This window comes from Buchnera aphidicola (Cavariella theobaldi), from assembly GCF_964059165.1.
GTDB lineage: Bacteria > Pseudomonadota > Gammaproteobacteria > Enterobacterales > Enterobacteriaceae > Buchnera > Buchnera aphidicola_BO.
The window spans coordinates 229757-247748 of sequence record NZ_OZ060413.1 but is presented as its reverse complement, the minus strand read 5'-3'; the positions used below and the strand labels follow the sequence as shown (position 1 = coordinate 247748).

Annotated in this window: 11 protein-coding genes; 2 read left to right on the top strand and 9 right to left on the bottom strand. The window is 24.8% G+C overall.

Annotation, left to right across the window (positions count from 1 at the left end; translation table 11 throughout):
• The first annotated feature begins 75 nt into the window (after positions 1–75).
• The gene (argS, locus tag AB4W59_RS01050) at positions 76–1818 is read left to right on the top strand and encodes an arginine--tRNA ligase (RefSeq protein WP_367673287.1); all 1743 of its coding nucleotides are present in this window, start codon (positions 76–78) and stop codon (positions 1816–1818) included.
• A gap of 136 nt (positions 1819–1954) precedes the next feature.
• On the opposite strand, the gene flhA is transcribed toward argS, so the two are convergent.
• Positions 1955–4048: a flagellar biosynthesis protein FlhA gene (gene flhA / locus AB4W59_RS01045; protein ID WP_367673286.1), complete on the bottom strand. Its 2094-nt coding sequence runs from the start codon at positions 4046–4048 to the stop codon at positions 1955–1957.
• A complete protein-coding gene (flhB, locus tag AB4W59_RS01040; RefSeq protein ID WP_367673285.1) occupies positions 4041–5192 on the bottom strand; it encodes a flagellar biosynthesis protein FlhB in 1152 nt (383 codons plus the stop codon). Before flhB ends, flhA begins: the two co-directional genes overlap by 8 nt.
• Positions 5193–5429: 237 nt before the next feature.
• Between flhB and AB4W59_RS01035 the strand changes: the two genes are divergently transcribed.
• Positions 5430–7148: a proline--tRNA ligase gene (locus AB4W59_RS01035; protein ID WP_367673284.1), complete on the top strand. Its 1719-nt coding sequence runs from the start codon at positions 5430–5432 to the stop codon at positions 7146–7148.
• 33 nt (positions 7149–7181) lie between these two features.
• On the opposite strand, the gene dnaE is transcribed toward AB4W59_RS01035, so the two are convergent.
• From dnaE to rpsB, 7 genes are all read right to left on the bottom strand, one after another.
• Complete coding sequence (gene dnaE, locus AB4W59_RS01030) at positions 7182–10685, bottom strand: DNA polymerase III subunit alpha (protein ID WP_367673283.1); 3504 nt, start codon at positions 10683–10685, stop codon at positions 7182–7184.
• Between the two features lie 108 nt (positions 10686–10793).
• Positions 10794–11240 (bottom strand): 3-hydroxyacyl-ACP dehydratase FabZ, encoded by a 447-nt coding sequence (gene fabZ / locus AB4W59_RS01025; RefSeq protein WP_367673282.1) that lies wholly within the window; start codon positions 11238–11240, stop codon positions 10794–10796.
• A gap of 95 nt (positions 11241–11335) precedes the next feature.
• On the bottom strand, positions 11336–13744 hold the full coding sequence (bamA, locus tag AB4W59_RS01020; protein ID WP_367673281.1) for an outer membrane protein assembly factor BamA: 2409 nt from the start codon (positions 13742–13744) through the stop codon (positions 11336–11338).
• Positions 13745–14713: 969 nt separating this feature from the next.
• Positions 14714–15271 (bottom strand): ribosome recycling factor, encoded by a 558-nt coding sequence (gene frr, locus AB4W59_RS01015; RefSeq protein WP_367673280.1) that lies wholly within the window; start codon positions 15269–15271, stop codon positions 14714–14716.
• A 71-nt stretch (positions 15272–15342) separates the two neighbouring features.
• Positions 15343–16068 (bottom strand): UMP kinase, encoded by a 726-nt coding sequence (pyrH, locus tag AB4W59_RS01010; protein WP_367673279.1) that lies wholly within the window; start codon positions 16066–16068, stop codon positions 15343–15345.
• A 126-nt stretch (positions 16069–16194) separates the two neighbouring features.
• Entirely contained in the window at positions 16195–17010 is an 816-nt protein-coding gene (gene tsf, locus AB4W59_RS01005; protein ID WP_367673278.1) for a translation elongation factor Ts, read from the bottom strand.
• A gap of 53 nt (positions 17011–17063) precedes the next feature.
• Positions 17064–17801 (bottom strand): 30S ribosomal protein S2, encoded by a 738-nt coding sequence (rpsB, locus tag AB4W59_RS01000; RefSeq protein ID WP_367673277.1) that lies wholly within the window; start codon positions 17799–17801, stop codon positions 17064–17066.
• Positions 17802–17992 lie beyond the last annotated feature (191 nt).

Genomic DNA, 17992 nt, shown 5'->3' with positions numbered 1-17992 from the left:
AATGTTTAAAAAATATTATTACATAGAATTTCAAAAAGATTTTATTATATCCATTTTTAAAATTAAGTGATTATTATGCATATTAAAAATATTATCAAAAAAGATATAAAAAATGCACTAAAAAAAATTGTACAAGTTTATGATTATGACCCTTTTATTAAGTTAAATAATAAAATACAAAGAGGACATTATCAAATAAATAACCTAATAAAAATATCTAAAATATTAAAAATAAAACCATTTGAACTTAGCCAAAAAATAATATTTCACATTCAACAAAAGAAACGATATCAAAAAATAACATTTTCTCAGCCTGGATTTATTAATATTTTTCTTAATTTATTATGGTTATCTAAAAAATTAAATAATATATTTCATTCTTTTCGTTTAGGTATTCCGCAGGATAGTAATAAAAAAAATGTTGTAATAGATTACTCTTCTCCAAATGTCGCAAAAGAAATGCACGTAGGACATTTAAGATCTACAATAATCGGTGATGTTATGGTAAGAGTTTTAATCTTTTTAGGTCATAACGTGATTAGAGCAAATCATGTTGGTGATTGGGGTACTCAATTTGGAATGTTAATAGCATATTTAAAACATAAAAAACTTATAAAAAAATTAGAAAAAAATACTATTTCTTTAATACAATTAGAACAATTCTACTTTAAAGCCAAAAAAAAATATGATAATGATGTGTGGTTTGCAAAAAAATCACGATATTATGTTGTAAAATTACAATATAAAGATCCTATTTGCTATTCTATATGGAAAAAAATAGTACATATTACTCTGGTAGAAAACCAAAAAATATATAATAAATTAAATGTTACATTAAAAGATACCGATGTAATGGGAGAAAGTTTATATAATGATATGCTACCTGATATCGTTATGGATTTAAAAAATAAAAAAATAGCTATAGAAAAAAATGGAGCAATTGTTGTTCATTTAAAGGAATTTAATAACCGGTTAGGCGAATCTATGGGGGTGATAATACAAAAAAAAGATAAAGGATTTTTATATTCTACAATTGATATTGCTTGTATAAAATATAGATGTGAAACGTTCAACGCAGATCGTATCATATATTATACCGATTCGCGTCAACATCAGTATTTAATACAAATATGGACTATTGCAAAAAAAGCAAATTATGTATCCAATACAGTAACATTAGAACACCATATGTTTGGGATGATGTTAAATAAAGATAAACGTCCTTTTAAAACTCGTGATGGAAATACTATTAAGTTAACTGCATTGCTTAATAAATCGCAAAAAAAAGCAGAAAAAATTATCAATTATAAAAAACCTACATTATCTAAAAGAAAAAAAATAAAATTATCTAATATTATAGGTATTAGTGCAATAAAATACGCTGATTTATCAAAAAATAGAAATACGGATTACGTTTTTGATTGGGAGAAAATATTAAGTTTTGAAGGAAATACAGCTCCTTATATACAATATGCTTACACTAGAATTATGTCTATTTTAAAAAAATCTAATATTTCTGTTTTAAAAATTAAAGAAAATATTCTTTTAACACACAATAGTGAAATTAAATTAGCCTTAAAAATATTAGAATTTGAAGAAATTATTATATTGATATCTAAATTTGGAACACCTCACATCTTATGCCAATACCTCTATAATCTTGCAACTAGTTTTTCAAACTTTTATGAAAATTGTTCAATTTTATTTTCTGAAAAAATCAACATTCGTAAAAGCAGATTAAAACTGTCTTTTTTAACAGCAAAAACAATAAAAAAAGGATTACATATACTAGGTATAAAGACAGTAAAAAAAATGTAAATATTAATAACAAAAAATTTTTTATTATTAATAATAATATATATTATTATAATATTGTATAAAAATATAAAAATAATATATATTTTATAATGTAAATTTCAAGAATACTATTTTTGTATTAAAAAAACTGATATATTTATGCAGTATAACCAATAACGCTTGTCATTTTTATAGTTTTAACAGTGATGATTTCTAATTGTGATAAGACACTCAATTCCGGAAAGCTTTGTCGCAAAAAAGAAGATAGAAAATGTCTTAAAGGATGAGCTACAACCAATACTATTGGATATCCTAAAGATTTTTGTTTTGTAATAGCTTCTTTCGTTTTTATTAATAATGAATCAGATAAATTTGGTTCGATTGCATTAGAACCACCCTTTAAACTGTTTAATAATAAATTTTCTAGAGTCATATCTAAACCAATAATAGTAATATGTTCATTATTAGAAAACAAATTTTGTACAATCGACTTTCCTAAAGTTATACGAATAATACTAGTAAGTTCATTGGGATCTTTTTGTACAACAGCATGCTCTGTTAATGCCTCCAAGATGCTTCGCATGTCACGTATAGAAATATTTTCTGATAATAAATTTTTAAGAATTTTATGCAGTATCGTTAAACTGATGATATTAGGAATTAAATCTTCTGTAAGTTTAGGGATTTTACTCTCAATATGCTCCAATAACTGCTGAAGTTCTTGACGCCCAAATAACTCATGTACATGTTTATTTATCAAAAAACGCAAATGAGTTGAAATAATTGCGCTCGGCTCTATCACGGTATAGCCTTTTTTCTGTGCTGTTTGCTTAAAAGATAGATCAATCCAGTAACCAGATAAACCAAAAGCAGGTTCATGCACTTTATTAAAAGGTAAAGATTCTACTTCTCGTCCAGAATTAATAGCCATAAGCTTTTCATAAAAACACCGCCCTTGTCCAACCTCTACACCGTGAACAAGAATTCGATACATGGATGCATCTAAATTTGTATTATTTTTTATATGTACTAAAGGTGGCAAAAAACCAATAACTTGAGCATTTTTTTTTCGCATAATACGAATTTTATATAATAAATCACCTTTTTGATTTATATCAACCATGGGAATTAAACTATTTCCGATCTCAATTCGAATAGGATCCTCTAATACCACATCATTCCAAGAGGCTTCTACAAAAGAGTCTTTTATTAAAGTTTTTTTATCTTTAGATAGAATTTTTCTTTCTATCATGTAATCTTTTTTTATATATAATTGCCAAGAGATAAAAAATAATAATATTGTAAACGTTAAAAAAATAATATTAGGCATTCCAGGCACTAAACCTAATATACCGATTACTACTCCAGTTAATAAAATAATATGATAGTTGCAAAACAATTGACTAATCATCTGCTCGCCTACATTTTTATTAGTACTAACTCGAGTCACTATTACACCTGCTGCAGTAGAGACGACTAATGATGGAATTTGAGCCACAAGACCATCTCCAATAGTTAACAATGTATAAACTTCAGCTGCTTTTTCTAACAACATATCATGTTGAAACAATCCAATTATTAATCCTCCAAAAACGTTTAATACCATAATCAATATACCCGCAATAGCATCTCCACGAACAAATTTACTAGCACCATCCATTGCACCATAAAAATCTGATTCTTGTGTAACTTGAATGCGACGTTTTTTCGCTTGTTCTTGACCAATTAGACCTGCATTTAAATCTGCATCTATTGCCATTTGTTTTCCTGGCATTGCATCTAATATAAATCTAGCTCCTACTTCTGCAATTCGACCCGCCCCTTTTGTAATAACCATGAAATTAATGATTACTAAAATAATAAATACCACTATTCCAATAGCAAAATTGCCACCTACTAAGAAGTGACCAAAAGATTCAATGACTTGACCCGCTGAATTTGTTCCAGTATGTCCATTTAAAAAAATAATACGTGTAGATGCGACGTTTAATGCTAATCGTAATAATGTAGAAAAAAGTAAAATCGTTGGAAAAGCAGAAAATTCTAAAGTGTGCCGAGTAAACATCGAAACCAGCAAAACCATAATAGATAATGCAATATTAAAAGTAAAAAATACATCTAATATAAATGGTGATAATGGTAATATCATCATAGATAAAATAATTATAATAAGTATCGGCCCTGCTAATATTTGCCATTTAAAAATATTTAAATTTTTTATAATTCTAAAAAAATAAGAAAAATTAACCATTCTTTTTATATTGTCCTGTAAAATTTAAATCCGATGGAACTGATATATTTTTAGGTTTTTTCGGAACAACTCCACCTTCTTTTTTCCATTGCTTGACTTTCCATACCCATGCTAAAACTTCCGCAACTGCTTTATACAAAGGACCCGGAATATACTGTCCTATTTCAGAATAACGATATAAAGAACGAGCTAAAGAGGGGGCAGAAATAATAGATATATCATATTTCATACCTATTTTTTGTATTTGTACAGCTATTATTCCCGTGCCTTTTGCAATAACCTGCGGGGCACTCATACATTCGTAATCATACTTTAATGCAATAGAATAATGTATAGGATTAGTTATAATTACATCTGCTTTAGGAATATCTGCCATCATTCTACGATTTGCTATTAATTTCATTCTTTGCCGAATACGCATTTTAATATTAGGATTACCTTCAGTTTCTTTATATTCATCTTTTTTTTCTTGATGAGTCATTTTTAATTTTTTATAATAACTAAATTCTTTCCATATAACATCTAAAATAACAATAGGAATTAATCCTAATATCATAAACACACAGCAATTACAAATTATACGGAATCCATGCAAAAATGAATCTTGAGGATATTCTGAAAGTAATATAAACACTTGAGAAAAACATATAAATAAATACCAATAAGCAATACTACCAATTAAAAGTATTTTAAATATTAATTTAAAGAATTCTATTATTATTTTAAAAGAAAATATTTTTTTAAAACCTAATATTGGATTAATCTTATTTAAATCAAACTTTAAGGATCGAAAATTAAATTGTATACCACTGAAAAATATTGAAGGAAATATAATAATTAATACTATACATAAAAAAAAAGGAAAAAAAGAAATGATGACTTCTTTAAGATAAAACAAAAAATCTAATATCATATCTTTTTTATTTTTAATAATACCGGAATTAAAAGATAAGCTATGTAACATAATTTGACAAAACTGAAAAAAAATTTTTTCTTTACACCACCACAAAATAACAGAACTACATAATAAAATAAGTACTGCATTTAATTCTCGAGAATATTTAGTCTCTCCTTTTTTACGAAATTTTTTAATATGATATTCGGTAGGCTTCTCTGTTTTGTCTTCATTTATGTTATCATTCATATTTATTATATCTCATAATTGTTTATATATATAAATATATTAAACTTCTATCTTTTAAAAAAACAAGAACATTTTTATCACTATATTAAATATTTTTTGTACTTATTATTTAAAAATATTTAAAAATTTTTTATTATACATCAAAGTTAAATTTCATTAATCTAAGTACAATTTTTAAAATATTCAATATTAAAAATATTTTTAGTAAATGTATATTCCTATGAGAATAAAATTACAATGCGCACAACTCAATATTTGTTATATACCTTAAAAGAAACACCTCACGATGCAAAAATTATTAGTCATCAATTAATGCTTAGAAGTGGTATGATTAGACAGTTATCTACTGGTTTATACATTTGGCTTCCAACAGGGATAAGAGTATTAGAAAAAATAAAAAAAATTATAAAAATAGAAATGAAAAAAATTAATGCATACGAAATATCTATGCCTGTTATACAACCAGAATATTTATGGAAAGAAAGTGGACGTTTAAAAATATATGGAAAAGAATTATTAAAATTATCTGACCGAAGAAAAAATATTTTTGTACTCAGCCCAACAAACGAAGAAGTGATTACGCATTTTATTCGTAATGAAATAGATTCATATAAAAAACTACCTATCATCATATATCAAATACAAGAAAAATTTCGTGATGAAATAAGACCTCGCTGTGGAGTAATTCGAGCACGAGAATTTGTTATGAAAGATGCTTACTCTTTTCATATTAATCAATCATGTTTAGAAAAAACATACAATATAATGCATCAAAGTTATTGTAATATATTTAAAAAAATAAAAATCAATTTTTATATTGTGAAAGCAAATTCAGGATCTATAGGAGGTAATATTTCACATGAATTTCAAGCATTATCTCCTAATGGTGAAGATGAAATAGTTTTTTCTAATCGTTCATCATACTCATCTAATATACATTTAGCTAAATCTATGGAAGTAATAGAATTTATTCAAGATAAAAAAAAATTAGATCAAATAAATAACAATATAATTAGTACAAAAAAATTACAAAACAAAAATGATATAAATATACCTCTTGATCATCAAATAAAAACTATTTTAGTTAAAACAAAGATAGATAAAAAAAATAATATTGCCGCTTTACTTATACGTGCAGATCACGAAATTAATATAGAAAAAATAGAAAATATTGATATTATTTTTAAACCATTAACATTAATCAATGAAAAAGAAATTTTCACGAGATTAGGCATAAAAAAGAAATTTTTAGGACCTATAGGATTGATCATGCCTATTATTGCCGATATATCTGTTATAAAAATGAAAAATTTTTCTATAGGATCAAATATTGAGAATCAATATTTTACTAATGTTAATTGGAATACTGATTTACCTATACCTATTATCAAGGATATTAGAAAAGTAACAGAAAAAGATATAAGCCCTGATGGTAAAGGGCAATTAAAAATTCGAAAAAGTATTGAAATTGGTCATATTTTTCAGCTTGGTAAAGAGTACTCCAATAAAATGAATGCTTTTGTTAAAGAAAAAAATGGAAATAAAAAAAATATGCATATGGGATGCTATGGTATCGGTATAACACGCATCATTGCTGCTATTATTGAACAAAATCACGATAATGATGGTATTATATGGCCTGTTGAAATAGCACCGTTTGAAGTGGCTATTTTACCTATTAATATTAAAAATAATATTCAAATTCAAAAAACTTCAGAAATGTTATATAAAATTTTCAAAATAAAAAACATTGATGTTCTTTTAGATGATCGTAACGAAAGACCAGGTATCATGTTTAGTGAAATTGATCTTATCGGAATACCTCATCAAATCATTATCAGTCAACGTTGTATAAAAGATGGCAATATTGAATATCGTCAAAGAAGAAATAAATTTAGCACCCTAATTCCACAATGTGAAATAGTGTCTTTCATTAGCCAAATATTAAAAAAATGATTAAAATTGATGATGACATGTTGTTAAATAAAACTATATTGACGTTTTATGAAAATCTAGTTTGATTTTTTTTAATCCAATGATTGTATGTAACTGTATTAACAAATTATCTGTGATAGATACCGACCATTTTCTATTTAATTTAGCATGTAATACAATATTTTTTTTTGAATATGAAATAAAAACTGGAATAGACCCTTTTTTTTCATTCTTTAAAAATTGATATAATTTATTTAATAATAAATGATCAGTAGTTGATACATCTAAAAAAATTATTAATCTATGTACATATTTTTTTCGAGCCATATTCATACTTATTATAGTATTGGCGATCATGGTAACTTTTTTATTCACACTATTTATACTAACATTACCCTCGACAATGATAACCTCATTTAATTTTAAAAAGGATTCACATATAATGAATAATTTTGAAAAAACTACTACTTCTAAATGACTGGTATTATCATCTATGGTTAATAATACAATGCGATTTTGATGTTTTGTTATTTTTATTTTAATCGATATAATAATTCCAGATACCGATATTATTGTGGGTTTTTTAAAAAATTTTAATTCCGATAACCTTATGCCATTGACATAATGTTTTAACTCATACAAATATTGATTAATAGGATGTCCTGTTAAATATAAACCTAATACTTGATATTCTTGATCTAATGAAACTTTACTCATATTAATCAATGAATTCATTAGAGAAGCATCTTTTTCTAATGGATTTAACTCATTTTTTAATATACCAAATAAATTTTTTTGCTTACATTTTTTAACTTTAACATATTCTTTAGCCGATTTAATAATATTATCAATTTGTGTAATTAAATATTGTCTGTTCATATGAAAACAATCAAAACTTCCTGACATTACCAACTTTTCTAACACTCTATGGGTAATTTTTCGAGGATCGGTACGCATACATAAATCAAATAAATCAGAGAAATTTCCATTTTTTTGACGTTCTTGAACAATATTTTGTATAGAACTTTTTCCAACACCTTTAATAGCACCCATACCATAAATAATATTATTTTTACTATGTATATAAAATTTATATCGACTTAAATTAATATTAGGCGGAATAATTTTTAATCCCATATTTAATGATTCATTAACTAGATTTACTATTTTATCTGTATTGTCTATTTCTGAATTCATTGCAGCAGCCATAAATTCAGAAGGATAATAATATTTTAACCATAAAGTTTGATAAGATACTAATGCGTAAGCCACAGAATGAGATTTATTAAATCCATATCCTGCAAATTTTTCTAGTAAATCAAATATTTTTACTGCTAATTCCTTGCGGATATTATTTTTTTGAGCACCTTTTTCAAATATAAATCGTTGTTTTTGCATATCTTTAAAATTTTTTTTACTCATTGCTCTACGTAAAATATCTGCACTTCCTAAAGTATAACCTGCTAATACTTGCGCTATTTGCATTACTTGTTCTTGATATAAAATAATTCCATATGTTGATTCTAAGATGGGTTTTAGTAATATATGTTGCCATTTTTTATCAGGATATGAAATCTCTTCTCTTCCATGCTTACGATTAATAAAATTATCTACCATGCCAGATTGCAATGGACCAGGCCGAAATAAAGCAACTAGAGCTACTATATCTTCAAAACAATCTGGTTGTAGTCTGTTTATTAAATCTTTCATTCCATACGATTCTAACTGAAATACCGCATTAGTTTCTGATTTTTTTAATAATTCAAAACATACACTGTCATTCAAAGATATAGCATTAATATCTAGTAATGAACAATTTTTTAATTTTAATTTAATATTAATCATTTTTACAGCATCATGAATCACTGTTAATGTTCTTAAACCAAGAAAATCAAATTTTACTAATCCCACATATTCTATATCGTTTTTATCAAACTGTGTAACCGGATTTTCACCTTTTTCATCACAATATAAAGGACAAAAATCACTGATTTTAGTGGGAGAAATTACCACTCCCCCAGCATGCTTACCAACATTTCGATTTGTTCCTTCTAATTTTTTAGATATATCAATAAGTCTTTTAACATCCTCATTGCTGTTATACAAATGAAACAATTCAGAATTTTTAGAAAACGCCTCCTTTAAAGTCATGCCCGGATCTAAAGGAATTAATTTTGAAAGTTTATTAATAAAACCATATGGATATCCCAAAACTCTACCTACGTCTCTAATTACTGCTTTAGCTGTCATTGTGCCAAAAGTAATAATTTGTGCTACAGATTTTCTACCATATATTTCTGAAACATGTTCAATGACCTTATCACGTTTATCCATACAAAAATCAATATCTAAATCTGGCATAGAAACGCGTTCAGGATTTAAAAATCGTTCAAATAAAAGATCAAACAAAAAAGGATCTACTTCTGTAATTTTTAATGCATAAGCAACTAAGGAGCTAGCACCAGATCCTCTACCCGGTCCAACAGGTATATTGTTATCTTTAGCCCATTGTATAAATTCCATAACAATTAAAAAATAACCAGGAAAACCCATTTTATTAATAATGTTTAATTCTACATCTAATCGATTTCTATAAATATTATACATACGATGATATTCTTTTTTATCTGTATAATTTTTTTTTAACCGTTCTTGTAGACCTGTTATTGCTTGTGCAATTAAATATTTTTCTGTACTTTGTTTACCTGTTGGAAATTGTGGTAAAAAATATTTACCGGATTCTATAAAAACATTACAACGCTTTGAAATTTCTACACTATTCATTAAAGCTTCTGGAATATCTGAAAATAAATCACACATTTCTTCTGCAGTTTTTAAAAACTGTTGATCACTATAATTACTATTAATATTTGAATGATTTAATATTTGACCTTTATTAATAGCTACTCTGATTTGATGAATGGAAAAATCTTTTTTATTTAAAAAACATACAGCATTGGTCGCTACTACTGGAATATCATGAACTAATGATAAGTCTACTGCTAAATTTAAATATTTTTCTTCATCAGTACGCCCGGTACGCATTAACTCTAAATAAAAATAATTAGCAAAATATTTTTTATAAAAAAGCAAACAATTAGATAATAAAGAACAATCACCTTTTAATAATATTTTTCCAATTTCACCTTGACACCCTCCTGAAAGCAAAATTAATCCTTGATGATGTTCTAACAACCATTTTTTTTTTATAGTCACATTATATTGATCAAAATATCCTTTTTCATATGCACGAGAAATTAATATAATAAGATTGTTATATCCTTGTTGATTAACTGCTAAGATTGTCATTTCTGTTAATTCTAATTTAATAAATTCAGAAATAAATTGTACTGTGGCACCTATAATTGGTTTTATGCCTAATTTATGTGCTGCATTATAAAATTTGATTGCTCCAAACAAGTTATTGCAATCAGTTATAGCAAGGGAAGACATATTGAGAGAAAAAGCTTTCTTAATGAGATCTTCAGGCTTTGATAGACCATCAACCATAGAATAATCCGTATGTACATGAAGATGAACAAATTTTGATTCAATCATATGCTTTCCATCTGTTTTACATTGTAATTTATAAAGGATAATTTTATGTAGATAAATTATTTAAACTGAAAATGTATAAAAATTTTAAAAATAAATTATTTTACAATATTATTTTTTATTAAACAGTATTATAGCTCGACAAATAATACACTCATTTACTCTAGCAATGCTTTTAAATTTTTGTATATTTTTAGTATTTTTAAACCATTGAATTTCTAAAATTATTTGATCACCGGGAATAACTATTTTTTTAAAACGAGCGCTATCAATACCTACAAAATAATATAATTTTTGAATATCTAATTCACCTGTGCTTTTATAAATAAGTAAACCAGATGCTTGCGCCATAGATTCCAAGACTAAAACACCGGGAAAAATAGGCTCATTATAGAAATGTCCCTGAAAAATAGATTCATTAAAAGTGCAATTTTTAAGAGCATATAGATATTTTAATTTTTTATAATGTAAAATACGATCAACAAGTAAAAAAGGATATCGATGAGGTAAAATCTTTAAAATATTTTTTATACTTAAAGAATAGTCTTGAAGAGACAAGAAATGTTATCCTTATTTAAATAATTACTAATATAGTATATTCTTCAACAATAATTTTTATCAGTACTATCATTTACTATAAAATAATATATAAATTACCACACTTTTCCAATATTAAACTGAAATGGTTGTATCTGATAATGATGATATTTTTGCAAGAAAAATGGATGTGCATAAGAAAAAACTAAAGGTCCTATTGGAGATAACCATCGTAATGCTATACCAGAAGAGAAATGAATATTATTTTTGAATTTATTTTGATTAAAAAGATTGTCTGTATTGACGGGATGTGTTGGATTATCAGATGTATTCCAGATACTACCAAAATCTAAGAAAAAAGAAGATCTTAAATAATTACTATATTCTTTATCTATCCATGGCATAGGAAAAATACACTCTACATTCATTATCATCATGGCATTACCACCTACAGATTCAATAGATTCGCAAGAGTTATTATTTTTATATCCCAGACATAGATTCTTATCATACCAATGATCTACATTTTTTGGACCAATAGTATTTAATTTAAAACCACGGATATTATTGATATTGTTAGCATAAAATTTTTCATAAAAAGGTAATTTTTCTAAATTAAAAAAATTTGTTAGTCCAAAATAAAAATGATTTAAAAATAAAAATGTATTGTCTTTATTTAAGGGCGTAAAAAATGTACTATCTAACATCAATTTATAAAAAAAATTATCAGAACTAAAAATAGTATTTTTCGCACTAATACTAATTTTTTTACCAGATATAGGAAAATAAAAATATTTTAAATCATCGTATATCCATGAATAATGTAAAGTAATGTCATTTTCGATAACATTTTTAAAATATTTTTCATATGATACTTTTGTATATTTTTGAATTTTGGCTTTATTTACAAGCTGAAAAATATTATTATGAGTATATCCTAGACCTAAATTTAATTCATGAAAATCATTAATAAATAACCCTAAATTAGCTTCAATACCAGAATTATTATTTATACTACTAGATATATTCTGTGCATTATATTTATAGTCATTATAAAAAAGACGACTTTTTAGATGGATATTATTAGATATAAAATAAGGATATTCTATTATCATATCTAAATATTTTTGATTACTACTTTTAATAATCTTGGCTTGAATAGAATTTCCAGATCCAAATAAATTATTTTGAGAAAAAGATATTTGACTATTTACGCCAGTATCTAATCCATATCCCATACTAAAGTTTATTGCACCTGTCTGGTTTTCTTTCACTACATAAATTATATCTATTTGATTAGATTCATTTGAAATTAAATTGGTTAATATTTGTATATCACTGAAATATTGTGTTTTTTCTAATGATTGTTTGCCAAGATCAACTAAGTGTTTATTAAACCATACACCTTCTTTTTGTTTTATAGCGCGACGTAATGTAATGTCTTGAGTAATTACATTACCTCTAAAAGATATATTATGTACAATATAACGTTTTTTCTTATAAATATAAAATTTTAAATCAATAGTTTTTTTAGAATGATTCATTTCTAGATATACATTAACTTGAGCATTAATATATCCATAGTTAGATAATATATCTTTTATCATATTAATAGAAAAATTAATTTTTTCTTTACTATATAATTCATTTTTATGAATTTTAATAATATCTCTAATTAATTTTTTATGATCAAAACAGTCGCTATGAACAAATAATTTAGAAATTTTATATTGTTCTCCTTCAGAAACATTAAGAACAATATTCACGTTATTTTTATCCTGTGTAAAATTTATTTTTTCTTCATTAATATGAAAATAAAAATATCCTTGATTTAAATAAAAATTTCTTAAATTATCTACATCTTGTTGAAATCTTTTAGCATAATAAATACAATTATCCCATATATTCCAACAATGATTACAAGATTTTAAGTAAAATAACGATATTAATTTCTTATCAGAAAACATACGATTTCCAATAATTTTTATTTCTTTAATTTTAGTTGCTAAATTTTCTTGAATAATAATTTTTAAATACACCGCATTGCTAGAAGAAATTTTCGTTAATATTTGAATATTGGCTTTATATTTACCAAAATCTTTATAAAAATCTTCCAATTTTTTCAAAAAAATATGATTAATAAATGGATTGAATATACTACCTATTTTAATTCCTAATTGAGTTAAATATTTATTGAGTATTTCTGTACTAATAGTTTTATTCCCTTCTATAATAATATCAGCAATAATAGGTCTTTCTTTTACTTTAAAAGTAACAGTCTTTCCCGAATAAAAGACTTGGATATCTTGAAATATACCCGTTTGAAATAAAAGATTAATACTTTCTTGAATATCATCATCAGATATTGTTTTTCCAATATTTAATGGAATATTCTTTAATGCCTCATCTTTGGTAATAGATTTTAATCCTTGAAACTGAATTTTTTCTATTACTCCTATTTCATTTGCACAAATATTAAAACTTAAAAATATAAAAAAAGCTACAATACAATTTTTTATTAACATTGTGATTACATTTATTCCTACTGATATACTCTATAATTGAACATAATATATTAATGACATTGATATATTTAAAATATTATGCAATACAAAAAATAATGAAACAATACTCGCGGTGAGAGTTATTAAAAAATTAAATTTTAATATTATTTGATTATTGAAATAAAATGTAATTTTTTAAAATATTTTTTAACATCAATGCTTTTTATAAACACTGTACGAATGATATTCGTATAATAAAAATGACAATATTAAAAATATACTTATTAAAAATTAATTTTTTAAATAAGTAATAATAAAATAAAACATATTTTATTTTCTACGATAAAAAATTACTTAATTTTTTAAAAATCTTGCTATTAATCAATTCATAAATAAAAAATAGATCAAAAAATGCTTTTTTATGTTATTTTATCTTTTAAATCCTTTTTAATTTTTAGAATTATTTTGTCTCGATCATATTAGACGAGCAAATAATAATTAATAGAGATATTTAATAAAAAATAATTTTTATAAAATAGTAATATTTTATAATATTTTTTATAAAACACTGTTCTAAAAAAATGCATGCTGATTTTTTACATCTATAAGCCATGCATTAATATTATTCTTTATCATTGGCAGCTATACTAATATTAGCTATTTTATGCATATAAAATTAATACTGTATTTTGATAATCGGAAACAATGATTATTCTTTGCATTATCTCAAAACATTATTGATCACCAATAATTATTTCTTTTTTTAATTGATTATTATTTTTATTTTATTAAAATTAAAAGATAAAAATTACTATTGTTAATCTCGTATATTAATACTATTGTATACAATAGCTATTCTTAAGAAATATATATGCATATCAATCAATTTAAAATTTTAAAATCATTGATTTTTTACGTTATTATTTATTATTAAAAAAAGTCTTATGTTATAAAAAATAAATTATTAAATCATCATTAAAAATATATTAACTATAATTGCATTAGTTCTTTTTCTTTTTTTAATACAATAATTTCTAATTCTTGAATGAATTTATCTGTTATTGTTTGAATGGCATTTTGTACAGAACGTTCTTGATCTATACTAATTATTTTATTTTTTAAACATTTTTTAATTTTATCATTTGCATCTCTACGAATATTACGAATCACAATACGACTATTTTCTGCATCTCCACGAACTAATTTAATTAATTTTTTTCTTCTTTCTTCTGTCAGTGCAGGTAAAGGCACTCGAATATCTTTGCCATGTAATATGGGATTTAAATCGAGTTTAGAATTCAAAAGAGACTTTTTTATTATATTAGTCATTGAATCATCAAAAACATTAATTTTTAACGTGTGAAAATCTTCTACTATTATATTAGCCACTTTTCTTAATGGGGTTTTTACACCAAAATATTCAACATAAATGCTATTTAGAAGATCGGGAGATGCCCGCCCTGTCCGAATAGTATTAACATGACTTTGAAAAGTTTGTACACAGATTTGCATTTTTTTATGACTCTGTTCGCGAATTTGATCAAGCATATATAATACCTATAAGATATATTAAATATAAACATAAAATCTTTATGGATGTCGTGGCGTCATCAAAAAATTTATATAGTGATTAATGTGCCCTCATCTTTTCCTATAAGAATTCGGTATAAAGAACCTGGTTTGTTAATGTTAAAAACACGCATGGGTAAATTATGATCTCGAGCTAATGTAAAAGCAGTTAAGTCCATGACTCTTAATTCGCGCTTTAAAACATCTTCATATTGTAATTTTTTATAAAAAATAGCATGTTTATTTTTTTGAGGATCTGAAGAATAAACGCCATCTACTTTTGTACCTTTTAATAAAATATCTACTTTTGTTTCAATACTTCGTAGACAAGCTGCAGAATCAGTAGTAAAAAGAGGATTACCAGTTCCAGCTGAAAAAATAACCACAATGTTTTTACGCAACAAATTAATAGCTTTTTCCCAATTATATATTTGACATATACCATGAATGGGTATAGCTGACATTACACAAGACTTTAATGATATAGAACGCATAATATCCTGCATTGTGAGACTATTAATGACGGTTGATAATATACCGATATGGTCAGATGTTATTCGATTCATTCCTATTTTAGATAATTTTTCACCGCGAAATAAATTACCACTACCAATGACTAAACCAACTTGTAAACCCATGTCTACTAAACATTTCACTTCTTTTGCTATTCTAATAAAAGAATTTATATCAATACCAAATTTATTAATGCCTTGCAATACTTCGCCGCTTATTTTTAATAAAATACGTTGGTATATAAGATTCATATTGGTAGACATATTTATCAACTCAAAATATATTGTTATATTAGTATGCAAAAAAAAAAAAAAAAAAATAAAAAATAAATGTAATCTTTTTTTTAAAAAATTTTTTAATATTGAAAATATTGTCTTTATATAAAATAACTATATAAAAAGACTGTTAATAACTTTTTCTCCTATTTCAAATCGTATGAAAGATATTACTTTTGCATTATATTCTTGTAACAATTGACCTACTGTTTTTGTAGGATCTATAACAAAATCTTGACCGATTAAAGAAATACTATTAGTAAATTTTTGCATTCTTCCTATCATAATTTTTTTTAATATGTTATCGGGCTTGTTAATATTTTTTAACAATGCTAATTGTATTTGATATTCTCTATCAAAAATAGAATGTGGTACATCTTCTGCACATAAATATTCTGGTTTACTTGCAGCAATATGCATTGCAATATTTTTACTAATTTTTGTGTTCAAATTATCTACAGAAACTAACACACCAATCCGATTATCATGCACATAAGAAGTAACATTTTGATTATATATAGCAGAAAAATTACATATATTTATATTTTCATTAATTCTATTAATTAAATCTATTCTTTTATTATTAAATAAAGATCTTAATTCATTAATCTCTCTTATGTTCTGAGATAGAGCTGTAGAAATTACCTCTTTTCCAAAAGATTGAAACAAAGTGTCTTTAGCCACAAAATCTGTTTCACAATTTAATTCCAATAAAGCACTGCAATTATCTTTAGTATGAGCAAATATCACACCATAATTTGTAATATTATGTATTTTTTTTTGAGCTTTGGCATGTCCTAATTTTCGTAAATGATCAATTGATTTTTCAATATCTCCTTTTTCTTCTAAAAGTGCTTTTTTACACTCCATAAATCCTGCGCCAGTCAAAGATCGCAGTTCTTTTATAAGAGTTGCTGAAATTTTGATCATAATTGTCTCCTATCCGCTGATAAATTTAGTATTATCTATGTAAATAATTTATTTTATTTATATGCTATTGCTGTTTTATTGTTATTAATACGCACTTCTTCTAATATATTTTTATTTCTTGTTTTAAAAATAGTTGATGCAATAGCCTGCAAATATAATTTTATAGATCGAATTGCGTCATCATTTCCGGGAATAATATAATCTACACCATCAGGATTAGAATTCGTGTCCACGATCGCAAAAACTGGAATACCTAAATTATTAGCCTCTTTTATTGCAATATTTTCATGCAAAGCATCGACGACAAATAAACAATCAGGTAAACCACCCATATTTTTAATACCCCCCAAACTATTTTCTAACTTAGCTAATTCTCTTGAGCGTATTAAAGCTTCTTTCTTAGTTAATTTGTCAAAGGTGCCATCTTGTGATTCTATCTCTAAATCTTTTAATAATTTTATAGACTGTCGTACTGTTTTCCAATTTGTCAACATACCACCTAACCATCGGTGATTAACATAAAATTGTTCACAATGAATAGCAACATCTTTTATTACTTTACTAGCTGCTTTTTTTGTACCTACAAATAATATTTTTCCTTTTCTAACAGAAATTTTTTTTAATTCTAGCAAGGCAGTATGAAACATAGGAAGAGTTTTTTCTAAATTAATAATATGCACTCTATTTTGAGAACCAAAAATAAAAGATTTCATTTTAGGATTCCAATATCGAGTTTGATGTCCGAAATGTACACCCGCTTTTAACATTGCACGCATTGATACTATTTCCATATTTACCTCTAATAAAGAATATAAAGAATGCACAAAATGAAATACAATAAAAACGTTAATCTCATTTTCACAATAATAATATATCAATTTTTTAATAATTATAATAATTATATGTTATATAAAAATTATTTATATCATATTCAGTTAAGGATTATATAAACAATTGTCTATTAATTTCAAAATTTTTAATA